The organism is Neorhizobium sp. T25_13 (assembly GCF_002968675.1).
Taxonomy (GTDB): Bacteria; Pseudomonadota; Alphaproteobacteria; order Rhizobiales; family Rhizobiaceae; genus Neorhizobium; species Neorhizobium tomejilense.
In genome coordinates this window covers 467,962-491,713 of the sequence record NZ_PVBI01000003.1, presented here as the reverse complement: position 1 = coordinate 491,713, position 23,752 = coordinate 467,962, and the positions used below count along the sequence as shown (strand labels likewise).

Genomic DNA, 23,752 nt, shown 5'->3' with positions numbered 1-23,752 from the left:
GAATGCCTCAAGCCTTGTCCAGAGCCTCCAGCTCGTCGATCAGGCCTTCGATCATCGACAGGCCCCTGGACCAGAAGGACGGATCGGTGGCGTCGAGGCCGAAGGGCTTCAGCAGCTCCGAGTGGTGTTGGGTGCCGCCGGCCTTCAGAAGCTCGAAATACTTCTGCTGGAAGCCCGGAGCGGCGTTCTGGTAGACCGCGTAGAGCGAGTTCACCAGGCAGTCGCCGAAGGCATAGGCATAGACGTAGAAGGGCGAGTGGATGAAGTGGGGGATATAGGTCCACCAGCTTTCATAACCCTCCGAGATCCGGATCGCCGGTCCAAGGCTTTCGCCCTGGACGGAAAGCCAGAGTTCGCCGATCTGCTCGGCGGTCAGTTCGCCTTCCTTGCGGGCAGTGTGGACCTTGCGCTCGAACTGGTAGAAGGCGACCTGGCGCACGACCGTGTTGATCATGTCCTCGACCTTCTGGGCGAGCATGGCTTTACGTTCCCGCTTGTCGGTGGTCTTTTCCAGCAGCGCGCGGAAGGTCAGCATTTCGCCGAAGACGGAAGCGGTTTCGGCAAGCGTCAGCGGTGTCTGGCACATCAGGGCGCCCTGATCGCCGGCCAGCACCTGGTGGACGCCGTGGCCGAGTTCGTGGGCGAGCGTCATCACGTCGCGCGGCTTGCCCATGTAGTTGACGAGCACGTAAGGGTGAGCCGACGGCACGGTCGGATGCGCGAAGGCGCCTGGCGCCTTGCCCGGCCGCACCGGCGCATCGATCCATTCCTCCTCGAAGAAGCGGCCGGCGATATCCGCCATTTCGGGCGCAAAGCCGCGATAGGCGTCGAGCACGGTATCCTTCGCCTCCGTCCAGGAAATCAACGCGTTCGGGGTTTCCGGCAGCGGCGCGTTGCGGTCCCAGAAATTCAACTGGTCCATGCCGAGCCACTTCGCCTTCATCGCGTAGTAGCGATGCGAGAGGCGTGGGTAGGCCTGCCTGACGGCCTCTGCGAGCGCATCGACGACTTCACGTTCGACGCGGTTGGCGAGATGGCGACTGTCGGCGATGTCCTCGAAGCCGCGCCAGCGGTCGGAGATTTCCTTGTCCTTGGCGAGCGTGTTGGTGATCAGCGTGAAGACGCGCAGGTTGTCGCCGAAGGTTTTGGAGAGGGCTGCGGCTGCCTTGGCGCGGGTCTCCGGCTCAGGCTCCTGCAGCATGTTGAGGGCGACTTCCAGCGGCAACTGTTCGCCGCCGACCTCGAAGCGGAGCTCGGCCATGGTTTCGTCGAAGAGACGGTTGAAGGCGGCGGCAGAGGTCATCGACTTTTCGAGGAAAAGCTGTTCGAGCTTGTCTTCGAGCTGGAAGGGCTTGTCCTTCCTGAGGTCGACGAGCCAGGGGCGGTAGTGGCCGGCGGCCGGGTCGCGGTCCATGCAGACGTCCATCACCGCGTCGTCGATCCGGTTGAGTTCCAGGGCGAAGAACAGCAGATGCGAGGAGAGGTCGGTCAGCTTGGCCTGCACATCGCCGTAGAACTTGCCGTTGGCCGGGCTCGACGTATCGGAAAAATAGGTGAGGCCGGCGAAGGAGCCGATCTTGCCGAGCAGATCGTCGAGCGCCTCGTATTCCTGAAGCGCTTCACCGATGCCGCCGGCGCCGGTCTTGGTCGCGGCTTCGGCCAGCCTGCCCTTCCATTTCTCCTCGAAGGCGATCGAGAGCTTGTTCGCCTTTTCCATGTCGGCGGTGAAAGCCGGGGCGTCCTTGGCCTCATAGAGGTCCGAGAGCTTCCAGACCGGCAGGAGGCCGAGCGCCGGGTCGGAGGCTGCAGCGCCCGCGGTGGGCGCGGTCATAATTTCGGGGAGGGCGGGTGCGGACATTCTCATCGCTTTTTCCTTCTCAACCTGTTGCGCCTGTTTTCCTTGCCGGCCGTTAAAATGCAAGCTTTTCTCAAAAGGGGATGTTCAAGGCTTTCTGACACAACCAGCGGCATAACAGCCTAAAAAGGCCATGATGACCATTGGTGGGAGCCGAGCATGATTGCGCAAATCCTCGTTGTCGACGACGATCCTATTCAGCGTCGCCTGTTGAAGAATGCGGTTGAACGTTACGGCCATGCCGCCCATCTTGCCGAAAACGGACTGGTGGCGCTGGAGTTCCTGAAGCGCACCGCGACCGACATCAATGTCATCGTGCTCGATCTGATGATGCCGGAAATGGACGGCCTCACCTTCCTCGCGGCTATCCGCGAACTCGGCATCGAAACGCCGGTCATCGTCCAGACGGGACAGGGCAGCATCGAATACGTGGTGCAGGCGATGCGCGCCGGCGCTTTCGATTTCGTCGTGAAGCCGGTGTCGCCGGAACGGATCGGCGCCTCGATCACCAATGCGCTGAAGCTCGACCAGAAGGAATCGAAGGCCCGTGTCGGCCGCCGCCATCGCGCCGGCGCCGTCGGCTTCGGCGATATCATCTCGGCGAGCCCGGACATGCTGCGCGTCATCGATCTCGCCCAGCGTGCCGCCCATTCCAACATCCCGGTGGTGCTGGAAGGCGAATCCGGCGTCGGCAAGGAAATGATCGCCCGCGCCATCCAGTCGAACAGCGACCGCGCCGGCAAGCCGTTCATCACCGTCAACTGCGGCGCCATTCCGCACAATCTGGTGGAAAGCATCCTCTTCGGTCACGAGAAGGGCGCCTTTACCGGTGCTTCGGAAAAACATACCGGCAAGTTCGTGGAAGCCGATGGCGGCACGCTTTTCCTCGACGAGATCGGTGATTTGCCGCTCGACGTTCAGGTGAAGCTGTTGCGCGCCGTGCAGCAGGGCGAAGTCGAGACCGTCGGCGCCTCGAAGGTCCAGAAGGTCAATGTCCGGCTGATCTCGGCCACCAACAAGGACCTGATCGAAGAGGTCCGGGCCGGCCGCTTCCGCGAAGACCTCTACTACCGCCTCAACGTCTTCCCGATCACCATTCCGGCGCTTCGCCGCCGCAAGGAAGACATTCCGCATCTCGCCCGCGTGTTTGCCGAGCGATTCTCGACCGAACAGAAGCTCAACAGGACGCTGTCGGTCGGCGCCGGGGCGCTCGCGCTTCTGACGGCCTACGACTGGCCGGGCAACATCCGCCAGCTCGAAAACGCGGTGTTCCGCGCCGTCGTGCTTGCCGAGGGCAACGAGCTCACCGAAGACGATTTTCCGCAGATCGCGGCGCAGATCCCGGAATTCAGGCAGGCGGAACTGGCGGCGACCGCGGTCATGCCCGCACCGGGTGTCCTGTCCGACTACGCCATGCGCGAGGCGCTCGCCGATTCGCCGGTATTTGCCAATAACGACAAGGCCCGGGCCGGCAGACCGGATGCGAAAGCGATGCTCGCCGCCGCTTATCCCCAGGAAAACGTCATCGTCAGCACCGACGAGACCGGCGAAGTGAGGAAGCTTGCGGACGTTGAGGAGGAGCTGATCCGCTTTGCCCTGAAGTTCTATCGCGGCCAGATGAGCCAAGTTGCCCGTAAACTGGGCATCGGACGCTCGACACTTTACCGCAAACTCAAGGATTACGGCATCGATCCCGATGATCCCCTGAAGGAAGCCGCGTAATTCCTAATGTATTAGCTTGTGTTAACCTTCGCGCAAGGATGTCCTGTCAACGTCTGTCAATCTCTGATTAGTCAATTGTTGACTATATGGGAGAAGGTTGTACATGTGTGGCACATTTGCCATCGTGTCACCGCAATTGACAGTCATTTGAGGCAACGTGGGACGTTGTCGACAGGACGGGGATCGTTTTGCCGGATCAGTATGCAAAAGAAACGCCTTCGGGTGAGAAAAGGCGCGGCGGCAAAGCTGGGTTTTTTGTCAGTTTGACCCGGCGCGTCATGGCCGTCACCCTGTTGGTGTTGATGGCGCTGCCCGTGCTTTCGGTCTCCGCAAGCGGTGCAGCAGCCCAGGAAAAAAGCCTCAAGCTCTATTTCGTCCATACCGGCGAAAAAGCCGTCATCACCTTCAAGCGGAACGGCAAGTTCGATCCCAAGGGCCTCGCCCAGATCAACCAGTTCCTGCGCGACTGGCGCCGCAACGAACCGGCCAGGATGGACCCGCGGCTCTTCGACCTCGTCTGGGAAGTCTACCGCCGTTCCGGCGCCTCCGATTACATTCACGTGGTTTCCGCCTATCGTTCGCCGACCACCAACAACATGCTGCGCACCCGTTCGCGCACCACCGGTGTCGCCAAGAACAGCCAGCACATGCTCGGCAAGGCCATGGATTTCTACATTCCGGGTGTAAAGCTCTCAACGCTGCGCGGGCTCGCCATGCAGATGCAGGTCGGCGGCGTCGGCTATTACCCGACCTCGGGTTCGCCCTTCGTGCATCTCGATGTCGGCGGCGTTCGTGCCTGGCCGCGCATGACGCGTCAGGAACTGGTGCAGATCTTCCCGAAGGGCAATACGATCCATCTTCCCGCCGACGGCAAGCCGCTTCCCGGCTACGAAACGGCGATGGCGGATTACAAGCGGCGTGTCGGCTCCGATTCGATCCAGATCGCCAGCACCGCCGGTGCCGGCATCCGCGGCGACTCGGAACGCAAGCGGCAGCCTAACCTTCTGGCATTCCTGTTCGGTGGCGGTGGTGCCGACGAGGAGGAAGATAACGTGGAAAGCGCTGCTCCGGCGGTGGCGCGGCGTGCGGCTCCGGCTGCAAAGCCTGCTGCGGACGACGAGAGCGAAGCTCCTGTCGCGGTTGCCTCGGCGTCGCCTTTGACAGGTCAGATGCAGAACCAGAACCAGGCACAGCCTCCGGCGCAGGCGCAGATGGTTTCAGCACCGGTACCGCTTTCGCGCCCGGCCTTCCGTTCGGACAGCGGCGGGCTTGCCACTGCGCTCTATTCTCCGGCGCGTAACCCGGCCCAGGAGGCGCTCGCCCTGCAGGCGTCCGCTTCGGCTCAGCCCGGCGGCGAGACTTTTGCCGATCTTTCCAACTACAATATTCCGGTCCCGACGCTGCTTGGACCGCGTGGCTTCAAGGGTGATGCAGAAAGCGGCGTGATGACCGCGTCCGTCGGCCCGATGCAGCCGCCGGAGGATGTCGCGTCCGTTCCGCTTCCCAGTCAGCGGCCGAACATCGCCGCTGCCGCTCCCGCCGCCAAGGCTGAGGAACAGCAGGAGCTGACGCCGGCCCTCGTTGCAGCACTTGCCCAGAGTGTCGAGCCGCGTCAGGCGGCGGTGCCCACGCCGGTTGCTCCGGCCCAACCTGCTCCGGCCCAGCCTGCTCCAGCAATGGCGGCAGCTCCCATGCCGGTCCAGAAGCCGGTTGAAACGGCGTCGGCTTCTCCGAAGGTCATCCATTCCAACAAGGGCGCGCAGTTCGGCGACGGTTTCGATACGCCGCGCAGCCCGGTCTCGGCTTCGACAAGCGCGCTTCCGATCCCCGCCAAGGGCGGCCGTGCGCCCGCCTCTGCGCCGCAACCGGCAAATGCCGGGCTGACGGGCGACATGCTGGCGAAATGGGCTCTCAACAACAATCGCGCTGACGCGGCCGCCTCGATGAAGGCACCGCGCGTCGTCAGCCGGACCCTCAACAACGAATATTCGGCAGGCTATTCCGGCGGTGGCTTCAGGCCGGTTGCCGCCACGGTGGCGATCGACCCGAACCGGTTCAGCGGCCCGAACAACTGATCGCCGGGCTGATCGAAGACCATAAAAAACCCGCCGAAATGGCGGGTTTTTTCATGCTTTCTGTTGACCTGCGTGCCTGAGAAAATTCAGGCGGCGTCCTGGTCGGCAGGGGCCTCGATCATGCCGAGCGCCTGGAGATATGTATCGAGGATCAGATCCTCTTCCATGCGCTCCTGGTCGTCCTTCTTGCGCAGGGCGATGACCTTTTTCATGATCTTCGTGTCGTAGCCCATGCCCTTGGCTTCGCCGTAGACATCCTTGATGTCGTCGGCGATGGTCTTCTTTTCTTCTTCCAAGCGTTCGATACGCTCGATAAATGCGCGAAGCTGGTCGCGGGCGACGCCATGAGCATCAGACATCGGGGCCTCCTGATCGTGTAGATTTCAATGAATGGTCGTCAACTGCCGAAAAGCCGCCGCGAGGTCAAGCCCAATCGGCAAATCGATCAGCCATGGGCCGGCTTGTTCACGTCGAATGCGGCTTTTTGTGCATCCGAGGCTTCCGCCTGGTGCAGATTTTTCCAATCCTCGTAGGGCATGCCGTAGACGATCTCGCGGGATGCGTCCTTGGAGAGGTCGACGCCGGCATCGCTGGCGGCGTCGCGATACCAGTTCGACAGGCAGTTGCGGCAGAAGCCGGCGAGGTTCATCAGGTCGATATTCTGCACGTCGGCGCGTTCGCGCAGATGCTGCACGAGGCGGCGGAACGCGGCGGCCTCGAATTCGGTCTGCTGCTCTCTGGTCAGTTCCGTAGGCGTGAGTTCGCTCATGGGCGCATCTCCTGGTGTCGCGTCAGACTGGATAGGGGCCGGTGCGCGAGGGAAAGATCCTGTATTCATGCAATGTGGGGTCGGCGTTGAGCGTCTTGAAGACCGGCGCCAGTCTTTCCGTCCAGGCGGCGATGCCGGTCTCGTCGCCGATCAGGTCCTGGCGGACCTCGAGAAGCGTGTGCGGAGTTCCCGACACCATGCAGTGCCGGTACATCGTGTCGCCTTTAAGCGCCCCGTCATAGGGCTCGTTGTCGCCGACGACGATGTCGCCCGGTTCGTCGAGCAGGTGGAGGAGCGGTGTCACGGCGCGATCGTCGCTGTCCCAGAGCACGGCGGCGTGCCAGGGGCGGGCAACGCCCTTCCAGAACGGCGTGAAGGAATGCAGAGACAGGACGAGCGGCGCGCGGCCCGAGGCACCTGCCTTGGCAATCGTGCGCTCGACGGCGCGGTGATAGGGCCGGTGATAGGTATCGAGGCGGAAATCCCACTCTTCCTGCGTGATCGGATGATTGCCGGGGATGATCGCCCCGTCGGAAATCTTCATGATCAGGGTCGGATCGTCCTCGCCGCGGTTCGGGTCGATCAGCAGGCGCGAGAAACAGCCGAGCACCGCAGGTACGTTGAGCATCGCCGCCAGACGGCGGGTGAGCCCCTCGATGCCGATGTCGAAGGCGATATGGCGGTGGAAGGCGCTCGCCGGCAGGCCGAGGCTGCCATAGCGGACGGGCAGGCGGTTCATGGCATGATCGGCGAGCAGCACCATGCCGCTGTCATAATCGCCTTCTATGATCTCGAAAGGAATGAAGTCCTGCATCGCCATCGGAAATGAAACGGTTTCGAAAGGTCGGTCGGGAGACGGGTGTTGATGCCATGGGGAAAGCCGCGACGCAAGCCGTGCCGGTGCGACGATCAGCTTGGATTGAGGGCATGAGACGGACTAATCGATTAGAGTTACGTTGACTTTCCGACTCCGCCGCGCGAAGAAAGTGCTTCACGAATAACCATGGAGTCCTGACGGAAACCGTGTCGAAAAAATCCCCCAAAGCCATTCTTCGCTCCATCGTTTCCGCCCCGGCGCTGGCCGCCATGGTCGCCTCCGGTGTTCCGCTTTTCGCGGCGACCGTCGCGCATGCGGATTTCCGTGTCTGCAACGCCACGCAGAACCTCGTCGGCGTGGCGATCGGCTATCGCGCCACGGAGGGCTGGACCACCGAAGGCTGGTGGCAGGTTCCGGCCTCCACCTGCGCGACGCTGATCGAGGGCGAACTGCAATCGCGTTACTACTATCTTTATGCCGAGGACGCGGCCCGGGGCGGCCGCTGGACCGGCAATGTGAACATGTGCGTCGCGGAGAATGAGTTCAAAGTCGTCGGCGTCAATGACTGTTTTGCCCGTGGCTTCCAGCGCATGGGCTTCAAGGAATATGATACGGGCCGTCAGGGAAGCTGGATGGTCCAGCTTTCGGACACGCCTGGCACACAAGAAGGCCACAACTGATGAGGCGGAACCGCAAAGTAAAGATCCTCGCAACGCTCGGACCGGCTTCGTCCGAAGAGGCGATGATCCAGAAGCTGCATGAAGCGGGGGCTGATCTCTTCCGCATCAACATGAGCCATGCGAGCCACGACCTGATGCGCACGCTGATCAAGCGCATCCGTTCCGTCGAGGAACGCTGCGGCCGGCCGATCGGCATTCTCGCCGACCTTCAGGGCCCGAAGCTGCGCGTTGGCAAGTTCGCGGCCGGCAAGGTGACGCTGACCCCCGGCCAGACCTTCACGCTCGACAGCCGTGACGAACCCGGCGACGAGACCCGCGTGTTCCTGCCGCACCCGGAAATTCTCGAATCTGTGAAAGTGGGCCACCGGCTGCTGATCGACGACGGCAAGCTGGCGCTGAAGGCCGAGAAGGCCGATGGCAAGAGCATCGTCTGCAAGGTCGTCGCCGGTACCAGCATTTCCGACCGCAAGGGCGTCAGCCTGCCCGATACGCTGCTCGGCGTCGGCGCGCTGACCGAAAAGGACCGTATCGACCTTGACGCGGTTCTCGCGACCGACGATGTCGACTGGGTGGCGCTTTCCTTCGTCCAGCGCCCCGACGACCTTGCCGAAGTGCGCAAGATCGCCCGCGGCCGCGTCGGCATCATGTCGAAGATCGAGAAGCCCCAGGCGCTAGAGCGCATCGACGAGATCATCGAGCTTTCCGACGCCGTCATGGTGGCGCGCGGCGATCTTGGTGTGGAAATGCCGATCGAAGCCGTCCCGGGCATCCAGAAGCAGCTGACGCGCTTGTGTCGGCGGGCCGGCAAGCCGGTCGTGGTCGCAACCCAGATGCTGGAATCGATGATCACCGCGCCGGTTCCGACCCGCGCCGAAGTTTCGGACGTGTCGATCGCCGTTTTCGAAGGCGCCGACGCGATCATGCTCTCGGCCGAATCGGCCTCCGGCCAGTATCCGGTCGAGGCGGTGTCGATGATGGCGTCGATCGCCAGCACGGTCGAGCAGGATCCGCTTTATCCGAGCATCATCTATGCACAGCGCGCGACGCCCGAGGCGACCGGTGCGGACGCCATCTCGCTTGCCGCCCGTCAGATCGCAGAAACCCTGAAACTGTCCGCGATCGTCACCTATACCTCATCGGGCACGACGGGCCTGCGCGCATCCCGCGAACGTCCGGAGGTGCCGATCATCGCGCTGTCGCCGATCGTCCAGACGGCACGCCGGCTTTCGGTCGGCTGGGGCATGCATTGCGTCGTCACCCATGACGCGACCGACCTCGACGACATGGTCAACCGCGCCTGCCGCATCGTCGTGTCGGAAGGCTTCGGCAAGCCCGGCGACCGGATCATCATCTCGGCCGGCGTTCCGCTCGGCACGCCCGGCGCCACCAACATGCTGCGCATCGCCTATATCGGCTCGGACGGCCAGAGCGGCATCTGAGGCGCAACACCCGACAAACGAAAACCGCCGGAGCGATCCGACGGTTGACGGAAAACCAGGTCTGATCTCGAACCGCTTGCAACGCAGACGTTGCAGGCGGTGTTTCTTGCCAGGAATGTCTCTGTGAGGCATCCTGGACTTCGCCTGTCGCGCGGAATGCCTTTTTTGCGATGTTGTGGAATCGGTCGCGAACCTGTCGCCTTGACTACCGCCCCTCAACACCCGAATTCAGCTAAACCATCATCAGAGCCATCAAGAAATGACCGCCTCGCCTCCATTTCTCGGCTTTTCCGATCACCTCTCTGGGAGCCGGATACCCCGCGCGGTGATCTACGGAGCCGGCCACGGCAGCACCTATCCCGGGAAGGACAGCAGCGGCCATGCTTTGGCCGCCGACGCCATCCGCGCCGCGAGCCAAGATGATGTCACGCTCGTCGAGCACTGGGATTTCGATCTTGGCGGCCCGCTGTTTGATGGCAAGCCGGTCTCATGCATCGACGCGGGCGACATCCCGACCATCTTGCATGACAATATCGGCAACCGGGCACGGATCGAGGAGAAGACACGCCAGGTCCTGGCTCTTTCGGCTGTACCGATCCTGCTCGGTGGCGACTGCTCCGTGACCATTCCCTTCCTCGCCGGTTTTGCGGATCGCGGGCCGGTCTGGATTCTGCAGATCGACGCCCATATCGACTGGCGCGACGAGGTGAATGGCGAGCGTCACGGCTATTCGAGCCCGATGCGTCGGGCGAGCGAGATGCCGCATGTCGCCGGCATGGTACAGGTCGGACTCCGTAGCGTTGGCAGTGCGCGCCTGACGGACATCGAGGCAGCGCGTCGCTATGGCAGCCGTTTCGTGACGGCCCGTGAGGTTCACGCACAGGGCGTTGAAGCCGTTCTCCGACACATTCCCGAAGGGCGCGCAGGTCGTCGTCACCCTTGACTGTGACGGCCTTGATCCCAGCGTCATGCCCGGTGTGGCAGCGCGTACGCCCGGAGGCCTCACCTATACGCAGCTGATCGACTTGGTCAGCGGTCTCGGCAGGCGGGCCAGGATCGCCGGGTTCGACCTCGTCGAACTCTATCCTCCCGCCGACATTGATGGCCTGTCGGCCCTGACGGCATCGCGCCTACTCGTCAATGTGATCGGCACTATCGTGCGGCGGGGTTGAATCGGCCCCCACGCCGGCTCTCTCAGCATTGTCACGGCCGGATAAAACCTTCAGACGGTGATGCTCACCGTTGGCATGGCGGAGATGGTGCCGGTCAGGGCGTTGACGGAGGCATCGAGGCTTCCGGTGCCGGGCACCGTGGCGGCGCTGTTCTGCTCGCGCAGCCTGCGGGCGGCCTCTTCCAGCAGCGCCTTGATCTGGCGGGCGACGGTGCTGAATTCCATCGCGGTCTTGATGTCGTCGAGGGACAGTTTGGGCGCCTCGCGCGGCGTTTCATCCATCGCGTCGAGATAGGCCTGCTCGGCGTGGGAGACGGGCTTGTCGGCTGCGGGCTCGTCTGACGGTTCGTCTGCGGAGGCAGTCGTGGCCGGTTCGTTCGCATCCGGGATGGTCTCTCCTGTCTCCGCTCCGGAAAGAGCATTGGCGGGGGTCGCTGGCGCAGTCGCGCCGCTCCCGGCCAGGGCCTCGGTGAATTCGCGGGCGGCACCGGCAACGATGACGCCGAGCTGGGCCGCCTGCTTGGCGATCACCTGCGGATCGAACCCCCAGCGGCGCATGAACTCGAGCTGCTGCTTGGCATCATCGAGCTTCTGCCTGGCGCGCGCCTTTGCCTGTTCGTCCGCCTCGTCGCTCGCCTTCTTCAGCGAGGTCAGGCCATGGACGAGGCGATCGTAGAGCTCGTCCTTGGGCCTGGATGGACCGGACGACGCGGCTGTTGCGGCATCCGTCGAGGCCGACGCTCCATCCTGCTTCGCAGGCCGCGCCGGGTAGTCACTGCCAATGCTGCCGATCTGCATCTCGTCTCTCCGATTCCATGTGGCCGGAGGTTGGGACGGTCAGCTTGCTTCGGGCTGGCGTCGTCCGAGCAAGGCTCAGGTTTTCTCGATCGAGAGATCCATTTCGGGAGCCGAGTCTTCCGCTGCCGGCGCGATGCGCGCTTCCGCGATGTGGGCGGCGGCCTTCAGGTCGCGGGGGAGGCCCGAGAGTTTTTCGATTGCGGCGATCACCACGTCGCTCGCCAGATAATCCGGCTTGTGGCCGAGATTGCGGATGGAGACGAGTTCGGACCCGGCGATATCGCGGGCAAGGCCGCGCGAGTGGATCTCCTCCGCGACGATGGCATCGCTGTCGCCGGTGATGATCACCGTCGGCGCAGTGATTTCCGTATATCGCGGCGCGACGCGCGTCACGTAGCCGTTGAGGTTGGCGACATCGATGGCGTTGCTGCGGAACACTTTCGGGCGCAGGACCAGATACGGCGCGCCGTCGCGAAGATAGGTCTCGGGGCAGGGGTTGGGGTGAAAGACCGAGCGCGTGGCGGCCTTCATCACCATGAGGCCTGCGGGGAGGGCGAGAAGATGGCTGAACAGCCGGCCGATCACCGGGCGGGCGGTGAGTTTGTAGTACCAGTCGATCCGGCCGGGCCAGGGATGGGTGGCGGGCGCCAAAAACAGCAGGCCGGCGGTCTTTTCCGGATGATAGAGGCCGAAGCTCGCGGCAATCGCGCCGCCGAAGGAGTGGCCTGATATGATCGCCTTGTCGATGCCGCGCTTTTCCATCAGCCTTGCTATCGCCGCCGCCTGACCGTCCGGGAAACCGTTCTCAGGCCCGCCGCGCTCGGAATAACCGTGGCCCGGCCGGTCGAGGAAGAGCATCTCGGCGCGGCCTTCGAGCGCCTTGCGGAAGGCCGCCTCCTGGTCGCGGAAGTTGCCGCTGGCGCCATGGATGAAGACGATCGCCGGCAAATCTGCGCTGGCCGGCTTCGGCACATGCAGCGAATTCATGGAAAAGCCGCCGACATCGACCAGTTCACCGGTATTCGGGAACTCGGCCTCGATCGCCTTCGCCTTCCAGGCGGTGAAGCAAAAAGCGGTGGCAACAATGATGATGGCAAGGGGCAAGATCATCATCGACGTGCCGCCCGAAGGCTCAGGTCCGGTTGCCGGCGAGCTTTTCAGAAAGCTTGGTGACGGCTTCCTGGGCGTCGCGGTCGGCCGGGTAGACGGCGAGATAGTCCTGCCATGCCTTCAGCGCCAGTTCGTCCTTGCCCGCCTCCGTCAGGATGCCCGCCATGCCGGCCAGCGCTCCGAAATGGCGCGGCTCGCGTTTCAGCACTTCGGCGATGTCGGCCATGGATTTGCGCGGGTCACCCATCGTGTAGTGCAGCGTCGCACGGCGGTTCCAGCCTTCGGCAAAGGCGGGATCGAGCACGGTCACCTGATCCAGGAAATCGAGTGCCGCGGCGTTGCGCTTTTCCTTGATGGCGGTCGCCGACCACTGCATCAGCAGGTTGACGGTGGCGCTGCCCGAATCGTTGAGGTCGGCGATGATCTGGCTGGCGATGCCGCGTGCCTTTCCCGGATTGCGTTCGCGCTTCAAGGCACCGAACAGCGCATCCACGGGCTTGCCGGGTTTCTGGGCGGCGGCGGGAATGACCGGGGCGGCCGCAGGCGGCTTGGGTGTCGCGGTCTGGGCGGGAGCGGACGAAGCGGCGAGGCTCGCGGCGAGAATCAGGGTACTGAAACGAAAATAGCGCATGCGGATAAGGTAATCCGCCTGCGCCGAAGGTCAAACCCGATTTGTCGTGTTATCGACAATTTGATCGGCTGCGGCTGAAACCGGAGCCGATTGCCTGTATCAGCCCTGACGAGCCTTGAAGCGCGGGTTCTGCTTGTTGATGATGTAAACGCGGCCCTTGCGGCGAACCAGACGGTTATCGCGGTGACGAGCCTTCAGCGCCTTAAGCGAGTTCTTGATCTTCATTTTCCTGGTCCAGCAGTCTGTGGGCGCGAGGCCGCATGTCTATCAATCAAAAGCGCGCCGCCAAGATTCTTCGAGGGGCGCGCTCTCAGTTGGGCGTGCAGATAACCCGAGCCAATCTGCATGTCAACCTTGTGACGACGTTTTCAGGCCCTTCAATTCGGTCACATGGCCCATTTTCCGGCCCGGTCGGGATTCCGTCTTGCCATAGAGATGAACCAGAACATCGGCGCGGGAGAGCCAGACCGGCACGTCCAGAATATCGTCGCCGATGAGGTTGGTCATCATGCAGTCGGAATGGCGGGCGGGGTAGCCGAGCGGCAGGCCTGCGACAGCGCGGATATGCTGCTCGAACTGCGAGACGACACAGGCGGCCTCCGTCCAGTGCCCGGAATTGTGGACGCGCGGGGCGATCTCGTTGGCGATCAGCGTGCCACCCGCCATCACGAAGAATTCCATGCCGATGACGCCGACATAATCCAGCGCGGCGAGCAGCTTCTCGGCCGATTCGCGGGCGGTCTTCGCCGTCGATTCGGAAATCCTGGCGGGCAGGGTGGAGGTGTGGAGAATGCCGTTGCGGTGGACGTTTTCGGCCGGATCGTAGCAGGCGACCGTGCCGTCTATGGCGCGGGCGGCGATGATCGACACTTCGCGCTCGAAGGGCACGAAGCTTTCCAGAATCAGCGGCACGCCGCCGAGCGCATCGTAGGCGCCGGCCGGCTTGTCGTCGGCGGAGCGGAAGACGCGCTGGCCCTTGCCGTCATAACCCATGCGGCGGGTCTTCAGGACGCCCTGGCCGCCGAAATCGGCGAGTGCCTTTTCGAGGTCGGACTGGCTGTCGACGGCGTGGAATCGGGCGGTCTCGATGCCGCAGGAATTCAGGAAGCGCTTTTCGGTCAGCCGGTCCTGCGACATATCGAGCGCCTTGGCCGGCGGATAAACCGCAACCGAGCGCTGCAGCGCCTCGGCGGCGGTCACCGGCACGTTTTCGAATTCGTAGGTGACGACGTCGCAGCGGCTGGCGAGTTCGGCGAGTGCTGCCGGATCGTCATAGGCGGCGGTGATCTGGGCGTTGGCGACCTGGGCTGCCGGGCAGTCGGCCTGCGGTTCGAGCACGATCGTGCGGAAATTCAGCCGGGCTGCGGCCATGGCCAGCATGCGGCCGAGCTGGCCGCCGCCGATGATGCCGATCGTGTGGACAGTCATGGAGCCTCGTCGATTGGGTAGTCCGCAACGGCCGCACTCTGGCGGGCGCGCCATTCGTCGAGCCGGTCGGCGATCTCGTCGTCGTTGAGAGCGAGAACCGCGGCTGCCAGCAGGGCGGCGTTGATGGCGCCGGCCCGGCCGATGGCAAGAGTGCCGACCGGAATGCCGGCCGGCATCTGGACGATCGACAGCAGGCTGTCCTGGCCCGACAGCGCCTTCGATTGAACCGGCACGCCGAAAACCGGAAGCGGTGTCATGGCGGCGGTCATGCCGGGCAGGTGGGCCGCACCGCCGGCGCCAGCGATGATGACCTGGAAACCTTCGGCACGGGCGCCCTTGGCAAATTGCATCATCCGCTCCGGCGTGCGATGCGCCGATATGATACGGGCCTCGTAACCGATATCGAGCGCCTCCAGCGTGTCAGCGGCGTTCTTCATGGTCTCCCAGTCGGACTGGCTGCCCATGATGATGGCGACGGCAGGTCTTTCAGACATGGCGGGACCCTTAAGCGATGATGTCCGGAACAATCTGGTCTTCGAGCTGAGTCATCTTGTCTTTCAGCGACAGTTTCTTCTTCTTCATGCGCTGCACGCGAAGAGCGTCGCAGCCGACCTGGATCATGGCATTGATGGCGGCGTCGTAATCCTCGTGTTCCTGTCGAAGTTTCGCGAGCACCAGCCGGACATCCGCCTGTTCCTGATCTGCCATATTCCAGTCCCCATTCTCACGCCCGGCATTTCAGCGGTCGCCGGCATTCTCCGCAAGCCTCTACCACCAAACCGCGTTAACGGGAAGTTAGACAAGGTCACGAATTTGCCCACTTCAAACCATGATTTCACCTTCGACAAAGCCGGCCGATCGTGTCACACTTCCTTCGTAAACCTGAAGCCTCGGCATTAGGGAATGCCGTGGTAGGTGACTAAGGAAGGAACATGCCACATGACCGTCCAGGCTCATATCGCATCGCTTGAAAAGAAGCACGGTGCTTTGGAGGAGGAGCTCCAGACCGTTCTAGCGTCCCCCTCCGCCGACGACCGTGAAATAGCCGAACTCAAGCGGCGCAAGCTGCGCATCAAGGACCAAATGCAGCGCATAAAAGCATCCACGCGTCATTAGTTCCTCAGTAGGAGAACCCGCCGCTCGCCCATTGTTTCATCAGTAAGAGGCGAATAATAAAAGCGGCAAACCAATAATCCAGAAATAACCCAGAAATAACAATGACAAGGTTCTGGTCGTGGAAGGGAGCCACAATTCCCACGGTTTAAAAGCCGTCGTCACGACCAGAACTGATCCAGCCACAGGTTCAGCCTGTCGAAGCCCTTGCTGTTGACGGAATAGATGCGCCGCGTGCCTTCCGCCGTCACATTCACCAGATTGCTGTCCAGAAGAGCCTTCAAATGCTGCGACACCGCGGGCCGGCTGATCGGCAGCCCTTGCGCAAGTTCGTTTACGGTTCTCGGAGCGCGCCGCAATTCCTCCAGCAGATACCGCCGGTTAGGATCAGCTATGGCTGCAAAGGGGTCAACGGTTGTCATCCGTTGAACTTACGGTAAACGCTCGAGAACGGCAAGATTTATTGTGCATCGCAACAATATCGCCCGCCTTATTTTGCGTTGCTTTTTTAGCTGCACCGCGCCTGCTTTGCCGGGTCAGAACGGCAGGCCGTCCCACAACAGTTTCAATCCCGCACAGAATGCCAGACCGTAAGTCATCGGATAGAAGGTTTCCGCCTTCAGATGCTTGACGATGGCCGCGCCGATCATGGTCGCGATCAGGGCTACGGGCAGAAGGGTTGCGGAGATGGTGAGGTTTTCGGAGTCGAGTGCGCCGAGGAAGAAGTAAGGAATGACCTTGACCGCATTGACGATCGCGAAGAAGCGGATGCTGGCGCCGGTATAGGCTTTCGGATCGAGCCGCATCGGCAGGACGTAGATCTGGAACGGCGGCCCGCCGGCATGGGCAACGAAGCTCGCGTAACCGGACAGGGCGCCCCAGAAGGTGGCGGCTCCCGGGCGGTGCGGCAGGGGAGCCCTCGGCTGGTTGGAGCGAGGGCCGTAGACCTGCCAGAAATAGCGCACGGTAAACAGGATCGTCGCAACCGCGATGACGAGGCGCAGGGCATCGTCCGAGACATAGGCCGACGTCGCCCATCCGAGTGCGATGCCGATGATGCCGCCGGGCAGGATCACCAGCAGCGTCCTGGCATCGTTGAAGTTCCGCCACGACCACAATGCGACGATGTCCATGACGATCAGGATCGGCAGGAAGATCGCCGCCGCCTTGACCGGATCGACCGCGAGCGACATCAGCGGCACGCCGAGCAGACCGATAGCGCCGCCGATCCCCCCTTTCGAGAGGCCGACAAGCAGAACGGCGGGGATGGCGAAGGTGAAGAACGCGAAGCTAAGCGTATCGGGCATGAAGACTCGAAGGCGATGAGGGAATGGTTGATCCGGCAGGCGGTCCGGTCTATCGAATTTGCGGACAGAAAACGAGTGCGGATTTTCACAAGTCGATATCCGCCGAACGGGAAGAAACATGACCGGACAGAAAGACCGCTGCCGCCTCGTGCTGATCGTGCCGCAATATGACGATGCCGATCAGCAGGCCAAGGATCTCGAAGCCGCGCTTGCAGGCGGCGACGTCGCGTCGGTGATCGTGCCGCAATACGGGCTCGACGACCAGGCGTTCCAGAAGCGTGCGGAAGCACTAGTCGAACTGATCCAGGCGGCGGGCGCTGCGGCGCTGATCTGTGGAGACAGCCGGGTGGCCGGGCGCATCAAGGCGGATGGCCTGCATCTTGGCGGTGACCTCACCGAGCTGGGGGAGGCGATCGAGAAATTCGTGCCGAAGATGATCGTCGGCACCGGCGGGGCGGGCGACCGGCATCAGGCGCTTGCAATCGGTGAACATCGTCCCGACTATATCTTCTTCGGCAAGCTCGACGGCGATATCAAGCCGGAAGCACATCCGAAAAACCTCGCGCTCGGCGAGTGGTGGGCATCGATGATCGAGATCCCCTGCATCGTCATGGGCGGCACCGATACCTCCTCGGCGCTTGCCGTCGCGGAGACCGGCGCGGAGTTCGTGGCGCTCAGGGAAGCGGTCTTTTCCAATCCCCAGGGCCCTGGCGCCGCGGTCGCTGAAGTCAACGCAATTCTGGACGAAAAAGCGCCACGGTTTGAGGCTTGATGAAGCCCATGCCGTCGAACCGCCTTTCCCGCGTGATTCTGAAAGGGCTGCTGGCGACACTCATCGCTTCGGCGGCGATGCCTTGTCTTGCGCTGGCGCAGGCGAATTCCAGGGCGGTGACCCGGCCCGTGGAGCGCGATTTCCAGCCGATGAAAAAAGGGCGGGTCGAGACCCAGCCGGTTCCGGGCTCCGCAAAGGGAACCAAGGAGCCTGAGGGCCAGCCGAACGGCATCATTCCTTCGGGCGGGGTCGAGCTTTACCAGCGCATGGGAGCCGCACTGCCGCCGGCACCGGCGGAAAAAAACTATACCGGCACCGTGGACGAAGCCTACGGGGCATACCAGCGCGGAATGTATGTGACCGCCCTCGACAGAGCGCTGACCCGGGCCGGGACCGGCGATGCGGCGGCGCAGACCCTGGTCGCCGAAATGATGACCAAGGGGCTCGGCATCAAGCGCGACGCCAAGACCGCGGCGTTCTGGTATCAGAAGGCGGCGGAGGGCGGCGATCCGGCCGCCATGTTCCAATATGCGCTGCTGCTGATGACCGGGCGCGATGTTCCCCGCGACAAACCAAAGGCTGACAGTTTCATGCGCAGGGCCGCCGAAGCCGGCAATGCTTCGGCGCAATTCAACTGGGCGCAGATCCTGGTTTCCGAAAATCCGGGCGACAAGGGCTTGCATATGGCGCTGCCCTTTTACGAAAAATCCGCAAGGCAGGGCGTCGCCGATAGCCAATATGCGGTGGCGCAGGTCTATGTGACGCTGAAAGATGTTCCGGCTGAGAAGAAGGCGCGGGCCCGCGAATGGCTGGAGCGCGCCGCAACGGCCGGCTTCGACACCGCGCAGCTCGACATGGGCCTCTGGCTGGTCAACGGCGTCGCGGGAGACCGCGATTACGAAAAGGGTTTCGAGTGGCTGCGGATCGCCGCCCATCGCGGCAATGTGGTCGCCCAGAACAAGCTCGCACATCTCTATGTCAACGCGCTCGGCACTCGGCCTGATCCGGTGGAAGCGGCGAAGTGGTACGTGCTGTCGCGCCGCGCCGGCCTTCAGGACCCGGAGCTCGAGGATTTCTATCTCGGGATCAATGAGGATCAGCAGCGCCGGGCGATCGAGGCGGCGAATAAATTCCGGCGTGGGTGAGGCCCGGTCCGGCGCAGCCGGAGCAATCGATCCAGTGAATCGATTGCAGGGCCGAACGGGATGAGCCAAAGCGAAGCGCCGGGATACGGTGCGGCAATCTGGTTTCGTCGCTCACACATCCGGGACCGCCCAAGACCAGTTTTGCAGACGCGGCCAGGGCTGCAATGCCCGCATTCCCGCGGACGGCTTGAATTTCGCGCCGTTTTATGGTCTTGAAGCCGCCAATCAAAAAATCGCTCATAAAACGCCGTCCCGTCCAGACGACAAGTCGGGACAACCCCAAGGATTTCCCGCATGGCCCGCTCCGCCCTTCTCAACGTCATGGTTCAGGCTGCCCTTAAGGCAGGAAAGTCGCTTTCGCGAGATTTCGGCGAGGTGCAGAACCTGCAGGTTTCGGTGAAGGGCCCCAGTGATTTCGTGTCCCAGGCGGATCTGAAGGCAGAAAAGATTGTTCGCGACGAGCTCTTGAAATCGCGTCCGACCTACGGTTTCCTCGGCGAGGAAAGCGAAGAGCTGAAGGGCACCGACGGCGCGCATCGCTGGATCGTCGATCCGCTCGACGGGACCACCAACTTCCTGCACGGCATTCCGCAGTTCGCAGTCTCCATCGCGCTCGAGCGCAACGGGGAAGTGGTTGCCGGCGTGGTGTTCAATCCTGCGACCGATGAGCTGTTCACTGCCGAAAAGGGCGGCGGCGCCTTCATGAACGACCGCCGCATCCGGGTCGCCGCGCGCCGCGTGCTGTCCGACTGCGTGATCGGCTGCGGCATGCCGCATCTCGGCCGCGGCAATCACGGCAAGTTCCTCGTCGAACTGCGCCACGTGATGGGCGAAGTGGCCGGCATGCGCCGGTTCGGCGCGGCCGCTCTCGACCTTGCCTATGTGGCTGCCGGTCGTCTCGACGGCTTCTGGGAAACCGAGCTTATGCCCTGGGACATGGCCGCCGGCCTGATCCTCATCCGCGAGGCGGGCGGGTTCGTTTCCGACATGAAAGGCACGACCGATATTTTCGGCAGCGGCAATGTCGTGGCCGGCAACGAACTTATCCAGAAGGCGCTGGTCGAAGTCGTCAATCGACCCGTTCCGACCCGCTGAGGCATTTTTGCGCCACCGCCCGGCTTAGATCTGCAGTACTGAATAGCTGACTGTTTTCCTGAGCTTCTGCACTTCAATTCGTCGCATTTTTCAACTAGCCTCCGGCACTGCAGACTACCGGAGGCGAAGCATATTATGGCGAATGCGACAGTGGACGATTTGGACGCGTCTGAAACGGGCCGCGGCGGTTATGCCTATAAACTGTCCAATCCCGCATCGTTCTTATGGACGATGCTGATCTTCCTGATCATCGTCGGTTTCGTCGCTTCCATCCTCTATCGCCAGGCCGCTCACGCCTTCCAGACCAATCCCGGTCTGAACGGCCTCATTCTCGGCGTTCTCCTGATCGGCGTGATCCTGGTTTTCAACCAGGTGATCGCCCTGATGCCGGAAGTGCGCTGGTTCAATTCCTTCCGCGCCGCCGGCAGCGCCGACAAGGTCGGCCGCGAGCCGCGCCTGCTGGCGCCGATGCGCACCCTGATCGGCAGCCGCCGCAGGATGGCGCTGTCGACCAACGCCTTCCGCTCGATCCTCGATACGATCGGCACACGCCTCGACGAATCACGCGACACGTCGCGCTACCTGATCGGCCTGCTCGTCTTCCTCGGCCTGCTCGGCACGTTCTGGGGCCTTATCCAGACCATCGGCTCGATCAGCAACGTCATCGGCGCGCTCGACCCGAATTCCGGCAGTTCCAACGACGTGCTGGCCGCCATCAAGAGCGGTCTTGCCCAACCGCTCGCCGGCATGGGCACGGCGTTCTCGTCCTCGCTGCTCGGCCTTTCCGGTTCGCTGATCCTGGGTTTCCTCGACCTGCAGGCCGGCCGCGCCCAGAACCGCTTCTATACGGAACTGGAAAACTGGCTGTCTTCGGTGACCGACCTCGGATCGGACCTGCCGCCTGTTGTCGCCGAGACCATCGCGAGTGGTTCCTCGGAAGATATCAGGGCGCTGACCGAACAGCTGCGCGCGCTCGCCTCCGCCCAGACCAAGGGCCCCGTCGACGCCCATCAGAACGAGCGGTCGCTGTCGGCCATGGCCAATCTCGCCGAAGGCATCCAGGGCCTGGTCAAGAACATGCGCAACGAACAGCAGATGTTGCGCGACTGGATCGAGGCGCAGCAGGAGGAATCAAAGGCTCTGCGCCGCACGCTCGACCGGCTTTCCGACAAGATCGGGGGGAAGTAAGCGATGGCGCTTGGCAAGAGCCGCCGTCGCGAGCGGGGCGTCGACTATTGGCCGGGTTTCGTGGATGCGCTTTCCACGCTGCTGCTCGCCATCATGTTCCTGCTTACCGTCTTCGTGCTTGCGCAGTTCCTGCTCAGCCGCGAAATCACCGGCCGTGACGAGGTGCTGAACCGGCTGAACAGCCAGATCGCCGAACTGACGGAACTGCTGGCGCTCGAAAAGGGCAATAGCCAGGACGTCGAGGATCAGCTTGCCAACCTGCAGTCGTCGCTCGCCACAGCCGAGGCGGACCGCTCGCGCCTGCAGCAGCTGCTGAGCCAGGGTGCCGGCAGCAGCGGCGCCGCCAATGCCCGCATCGGCGACCTCACCAACCAGCTCAATCAGGAACAGCAGCTGAGCGCCCGCGCCGCAAGTCAGGTGGAACTGCTCAACCAGCAGATCTCCGCGCTGCGAGCCCAGATCGCCGCCATCGAACAGGCGCTGCAGGCTTCGGAAGCCAAGGATGCTTCCTCGCAGGCGCAGATTTCCGATCTCGGTCGGCGCCTCAACGTCGCGCTGGCGCAGCGTGTCCAGGAGTTGAACCGTTACCGCTCCGACTTCTTCGGCCGGCTGCGGGAGATCCTCTCCGACCGCGAGAACATCCGCATCGTCGGCGACCGTTTCGTCTTCCAGTCGGAAGTGCTCTTTCCGGTCGGCGGCAACGAACTCGACCCGGCCGGTCGGGTGGAGATGGACAAGCTCGCGGCGGCTCTTCTCGATCTCGCCAAGGAAATCCCGGCCGAGATCAACTGGGTGCTGCGCGTCGACGGGCATACGGACAACTCGCCGCTTACCGGCACCGGCCGCTACCGCGACAACTGGGAGCTTTCCTCGGCCCGCGCCACTTCGGTGGTCAAATACCTGATTTCCAAGGGCGTGCCGGCCAACCGCCTCGTCGCCGCCGGCTTCGGCGAATTCCAGCCGCTCGCCCAAGGCGATACCCCGGACGCCCGCTCCCAGAACCGCCGCATCGAGCTGAAGCTCACCGAGCGGTAAATCCGGCCACGGGAAGACTTAAGTGATGGCCGAAGACAAGCCGGATATGAGCGCGCTCCTGAAGGAGGTCGCGGAAAGCCCGAAGCGGGACAACAGCGTCTACCACAGGGCGATCGCCGAGGCGCGCCAAGCCTTCGAAGATGCCGAATCTGCCCTCGGTGGCCCGGTCGAGGTGCGGACCAAGACCAAGATCAAGCGCAACGGCGACTATGTGGTGAAGTGGACGTTCAGACGCCTGGACTAGGCATTTCCGCCCCGATGGAATGGGTGGTCGACGTGAAGCCCAGCCGCGTCAGGCCGCGACGCACTTCGGGCGCGTTCATGAACAGGCGCCACAGTAGGCCGGATCGATAATTTTCGATCATCGCGATGATTGGACCCTGGTCGATCGCAAGATATGTGCCGGCCACCCAGCCTGTCTTCGGCACGAAGGCGTCGACGAAGCCGAATGCGCCGAGCAGTTTTCCATCGCCATACTGAAGCAATGCGCGCATGGCGCTTTCGGCCTCGGCGGGCAGGAAGGGGAAGCTCGACAGGGCGGCGGTCGGGGCGATGACGCCGCGATCGAATGTCGGCGAATGGGCGCCGTAACCTTGCGGTCCGTCGGAGGCGCTGAGGCCCCAGACCCCGGCATTGGCATAGTCGGGCACGGTCAGGCAATAGTCGTGGTTGATGCGCGTATGTGCCACGGCCTGGTCGTGGTAGTTGCTGCAATAGCGATCGCTCAGGCCCCGCGGATCCAGCGCGCAGAACGAATAATGCGAGATGAAGAGCGGCCCGCCATAGGGCTCGCCGAGCGGAAGCTCCGTTCCAAGATAGATCTCGCCGTTGAGCATGGCTCCGGACCGGGCCCAGCCGGCACGGTAACTCTTGGGGCTGATCGGATGGGTGTCGGAGCCGGCCGCCAGGACATAACAGGACAATGCCTCGTTCCAGCCGCGGATCGGCAGGTTCATGGCCCAACCGTAGTTCGGGCTCCAATGCCAGTAGAGGGCTCCATCCTTACCGCGGGTGAACCAGTCCCACTCCACCTCGTCGTACAGTCGCGTGATATCCGCCCGCAATTTCTCTTCCCGAGAGGTCTCGCCGGCGAAATATTCCCGCGCGCAGATCAGGCCTTGCATCAGCAGCGTCGTTTCGACGAGGTCGCCGCCGTCGTCACGTCCGGAGAAGCGGATGACGTCGTTCGTCGAGCCGTCGATGAAATGCGCGAATGCCCCGCGGAAAGTTGGGGAATGCCTCAGATGATCGATGATGGTCGATATGCGCTCCAGTGCCTGCGAACGGCTGATCCACTGGCGTTCGCAGGCGACGATGATGGCTAGGACCCCAAAGCCGACGCCGCTGATCGACACCATATTCGGGGAAGGCGCGCCCGAGACGAAGCACTTGTCGAACGGCAGCCCCGATTCGGGATGGGCACCATCCCAGAAGAACCGGAAGGTCCGGGACTGTATCTTGTCCAGGCAATCGTCGAGCGACGGGTCGGGCGGCAGTTGACTGAAATTCATGACCTCGAGCTTCTGGCGGCAATGGTATCTGCGATACTGGTGGTTCTCTGGCGGTTCCGCGGTAGATAGGCATTCGGCGCGCCCGGTTCAC

Annotated in this window: 24 protein-coding genes and 3 pseudogenes; 13 read left to right on the top strand and 14 right to left on the bottom strand. The window is 62.9% G+C overall.

Features of this window, described 5'->3' with window-relative positions; genetic code table 11:
• Positions 1-7 precede the first annotated feature (7 nt).
• On the bottom strand, positions 8-1,864 hold the full coding sequence (locus C5J22_RS09515) for a M3 family oligoendopeptidase (protein WP_105438013.1): 1,857 nt from the start codon (positions 1,862-1,864) through the stop codon (positions 8-10).
• Positions 1,865-2,014: 150 nt separating this feature from the next.
• Between C5J22_RS09515 and C5J22_RS09510 the strand changes: the two are divergent.
• From C5J22_RS09510 to C5J22_RS09505, 3 genes and pseudogenes are all read left to right on the top strand, one after another.
• Positions 2,015-3,203 (top strand): annotated as a pseudogene (locus C5J22_RS09510) (sigma-54-dependent transcriptional regulator); the annotation flags it as partial.
• 197 nt (positions 3,204-3,400) lie between these two features.
• A pseudogene (locus tag C5J22_RS32035) lies at positions 3,401-3,577 on the top strand (helix-turn-helix domain-containing protein); the annotation flags it as partial.
• 278 nt (positions 3,578-3,855) lie between these two features.
• Positions 3,856-5,652, top strand: coding sequence for a DUF882 domain-containing protein (locus tag C5J22_RS09505; RefSeq protein WP_172746577.1), 1,797 nt, complete (start codon positions 3,856-3,858; stop codon positions 5,650-5,652).
• 86 nt (positions 5,653-5,738) lie between these two features.
• On the opposite strand, the gene C5J22_RS09500 is transcribed toward C5J22_RS09505, so the two are convergent.
• From C5J22_RS09500 to C5J22_RS09490, 3 genes are all read right to left on the bottom strand, one after another.
• A complete protein-coding gene (locus C5J22_RS09500; RefSeq protein ID WP_007752220.1) occupies positions 5,739-6,011 on the bottom strand; it encodes a DUF2312 domain-containing protein in 273 nt (90 codons plus the stop codon).
• An 86-nt stretch (positions 6,012-6,097) separates the two neighbouring features.
• Positions 6,098-6,421, bottom strand: coding sequence for a DUF1244 domain-containing protein (locus tag C5J22_RS09495; RefSeq protein ID WP_046634868.1), 324 nt, complete (start codon positions 6,419-6,421; stop codon positions 6,098-6,100).
• A gap of 22 nt (positions 6,422-6,443) precedes the next feature.
• Entirely contained in the window at positions 6,444-7,235 is a 792-nt protein-coding gene (locus C5J22_RS09490; protein WP_105438137.1) for an N-formylglutamate amidohydrolase, read from the bottom strand.
• A gap of 272 nt (positions 7,236-7,507) precedes the next feature.
• Here C5J22_RS09490 and C5J22_RS09485 point away from each other — a divergent pair, with 272 nt between their 5' ends.
• From C5J22_RS09485 to C5J22_RS09475, 3 genes and pseudogenes are all read left to right on the top strand, one after another.
• Entirely contained in the window at positions 7,508-7,918 is a 411-nt protein-coding gene (locus C5J22_RS09485) for a DUF1036 domain-containing protein (RefSeq protein ID WP_245282782.1), read from the top strand.
• Complete coding sequence (gene pyk / locus C5J22_RS09480) at positions 7,918-9,357, top strand: pyruvate kinase (RefSeq protein ID WP_105421935.1); 1,440 nt, start codon at positions 7,918-7,920, stop codon at positions 9,355-9,357. The genes C5J22_RS09485 and pyk overlap by 1 nt, the downstream gene beginning before the upstream one ends.
• Positions 9,358-9,616: 259 nt before the next feature.
• Positions 9,617-10,529, top strand: a pseudogene (locus C5J22_RS09475) (agmatinase).
• Positions 10,530-10,579: 50 nt separating this feature from the next.
• Here the strand turns inward: C5J22_RS09475 and C5J22_RS09470 are convergent.
• From C5J22_RS09470 to C5J22_RS09440, 7 genes are all read right to left on the bottom strand, one after another.
• Positions 10,580-11,326: a hypothetical protein gene (locus C5J22_RS09470; protein ID WP_105438012.1), complete on the bottom strand. Its 747-nt coding sequence runs from the start codon at positions 11,324-11,326 to the stop codon at positions 10,580-10,582.
• 75 nt (positions 11,327-11,401) lie between these two features.
• Positions 11,402-12,439 (bottom strand): alpha/beta fold hydrolase, encoded by a 1,038-nt coding sequence (locus C5J22_RS09465; RefSeq protein ID WP_205837168.1) that lies wholly within the window; start codon positions 12,437-12,439, stop codon positions 11,402-11,404.
• Between the two features lie 19 nt (positions 12,440-12,458).
• Positions 12,459-13,067 carry a hypothetical protein gene (locus C5J22_RS09460; RefSeq protein ID WP_105438011.1) on the bottom strand — a complete coding sequence of 203 codons (609 nt, stop codon included), beginning with the start codon at positions 13,065-13,067 and terminating at the stop codon, positions 12,459-12,461.
• Between the two features lie 99 nt (positions 13,068-13,166).
• On the bottom strand, positions 13,167-13,292 hold the full coding sequence (gene ykgO / locus C5J22_RS09455) for a type B 50S ribosomal protein L36 (RefSeq protein ID WP_003497670.1): 126 nt from the start codon (positions 13,290-13,292) through the stop codon (positions 13,167-13,169).
• A gap of 123 nt (positions 13,293-13,415) precedes the next feature.
• Positions 13,416-14,495 (bottom strand): 5-(carboxyamino)imidazole ribonucleotide synthase, encoded by a 1,080-nt coding sequence (locus C5J22_RS09450; protein WP_105438010.1) that lies wholly within the window; start codon positions 14,493-14,495, stop codon positions 13,416-13,418.
• Complete coding sequence (gene purE / locus C5J22_RS09445; protein WP_007757842.1) at positions 14,492-14,989, bottom strand: 5-(carboxyamino)imidazole ribonucleotide mutase; 498 nt, start codon at positions 14,987-14,989, stop codon at positions 14,492-14,494. The genes C5J22_RS09450 and purE overlap by 4 nt, the downstream gene beginning before the upstream one ends.
• Before the next feature lie 10 nt (positions 14,990-14,999).
• Positions 15,000-15,203, bottom strand: a complete 204-nt coding sequence (locus C5J22_RS09440) for a YdcH family protein (protein WP_037077103.1) — start codon at positions 15,201-15,203, stop codon at positions 15,000-15,002.
• Positions 15,204-15,434: 231 nt separating this feature from the next.
• Between C5J22_RS09440 and C5J22_RS09435 the strand changes: the two genes are divergently transcribed.
• Positions 15,435-15,611 carry a YdcH family protein gene (locus C5J22_RS09435; RefSeq protein ID WP_105428632.1) on the top strand — a complete coding sequence of 59 codons (177 nt, stop codon included), beginning with the start codon at positions 15,435-15,437 and terminating at the stop codon, positions 15,609-15,611.
• A gap of 158 nt (positions 15,612-15,769) precedes the next feature.
• On the opposite strand, the gene C5J22_RS09430 is transcribed toward C5J22_RS09435, so the two are convergent.
• Positions 15,770-16,030 (bottom strand): helix-turn-helix transcriptional regulator, encoded by a 261-nt coding sequence (locus C5J22_RS09430; protein WP_046634883.1) that lies wholly within the window; start codon positions 16,028-16,030, stop codon positions 15,770-15,772.
• A 114-nt stretch (positions 16,031-16,144) separates the two neighbouring features.
• Positions 16,145-16,915, bottom strand: coding sequence for a sulfite exporter TauE/SafE family protein (locus C5J22_RS09425; RefSeq protein WP_105438009.1), 771 nt, complete (start codon positions 16,913-16,915; stop codon positions 16,145-16,147).
• A gap of 118 nt (positions 16,916-17,033) precedes the next feature.
• On the opposite strand from C5J22_RS09425, the gene C5J22_RS09420 reads away from it, so the two are divergent.
• The 6 genes from C5J22_RS09420 (at position 17,034) to C5J22_RS09395 (ending at position 22,394) form a co-directional block, all read left to right on the top strand.
• Positions 17,034-17,687 (top strand): thiamine phosphate synthase, encoded by a 654-nt coding sequence (locus tag C5J22_RS09420; protein WP_105438008.1) that lies wholly within the window; start codon positions 17,034-17,036, stop codon positions 17,685-17,687.
• Complete coding sequence (locus C5J22_RS09415; protein ID WP_105438007.1) at positions 17,687-18,832, top strand: tetratricopeptide repeat protein; 1,146 nt, start codon at positions 17,687-17,689, stop codon at positions 18,830-18,832. Before C5J22_RS09420 ends, C5J22_RS09415 begins: the two co-directional genes overlap by 1 nt.
• 294 nt (positions 18,833-19,126) lie before the next feature.
• Positions 19,127-19,927, top strand: coding sequence for an inositol monophosphatase family protein (locus C5J22_RS09410; protein WP_046666818.1), 801 nt, complete (start codon positions 19,127-19,129; stop codon positions 19,925-19,927).
• Between the two features lie 135 nt (positions 19,928-20,062).
• On the top strand, positions 20,063-21,115 hold the full coding sequence (locus tag C5J22_RS09405; RefSeq protein WP_105438006.1) for a flagellar motor protein MotA: 1,053 nt from the start codon (positions 20,063-20,065) through the stop codon (positions 21,113-21,115).
• Positions 21,116-21,118: 3 nt separating this feature from the next.
• Positions 21,119-22,150, top strand: coding sequence for a peptidoglycan -binding protein (locus C5J22_RS09400; protein WP_105438005.1), 1,032 nt, complete (start codon positions 21,119-21,121; stop codon positions 22,148-22,150).
• A gap of 25 nt (positions 22,151-22,175) precedes the next feature.
• Positions 22,176-22,394: a hypothetical protein gene (locus tag C5J22_RS09395; protein WP_105438004.1), complete on the top strand. Its 219-nt coding sequence runs from the start codon at positions 22,176-22,178 to the stop codon at positions 22,392-22,394.
• Here the strand turns inward: C5J22_RS09395 and C5J22_RS09390 are convergent.
• On the bottom strand, positions 22,378-23,661 hold the full coding sequence (locus C5J22_RS09390; RefSeq protein WP_105438003.1) for a glucoamylase family protein: 1,284 nt from the start codon (positions 23,659-23,661) through the stop codon (positions 22,378-22,380). The genes C5J22_RS09395 and C5J22_RS09390 overlap by 17 nt on opposite strands.
• Positions 23,662-23,752 lie beyond the last annotated feature (91 nt).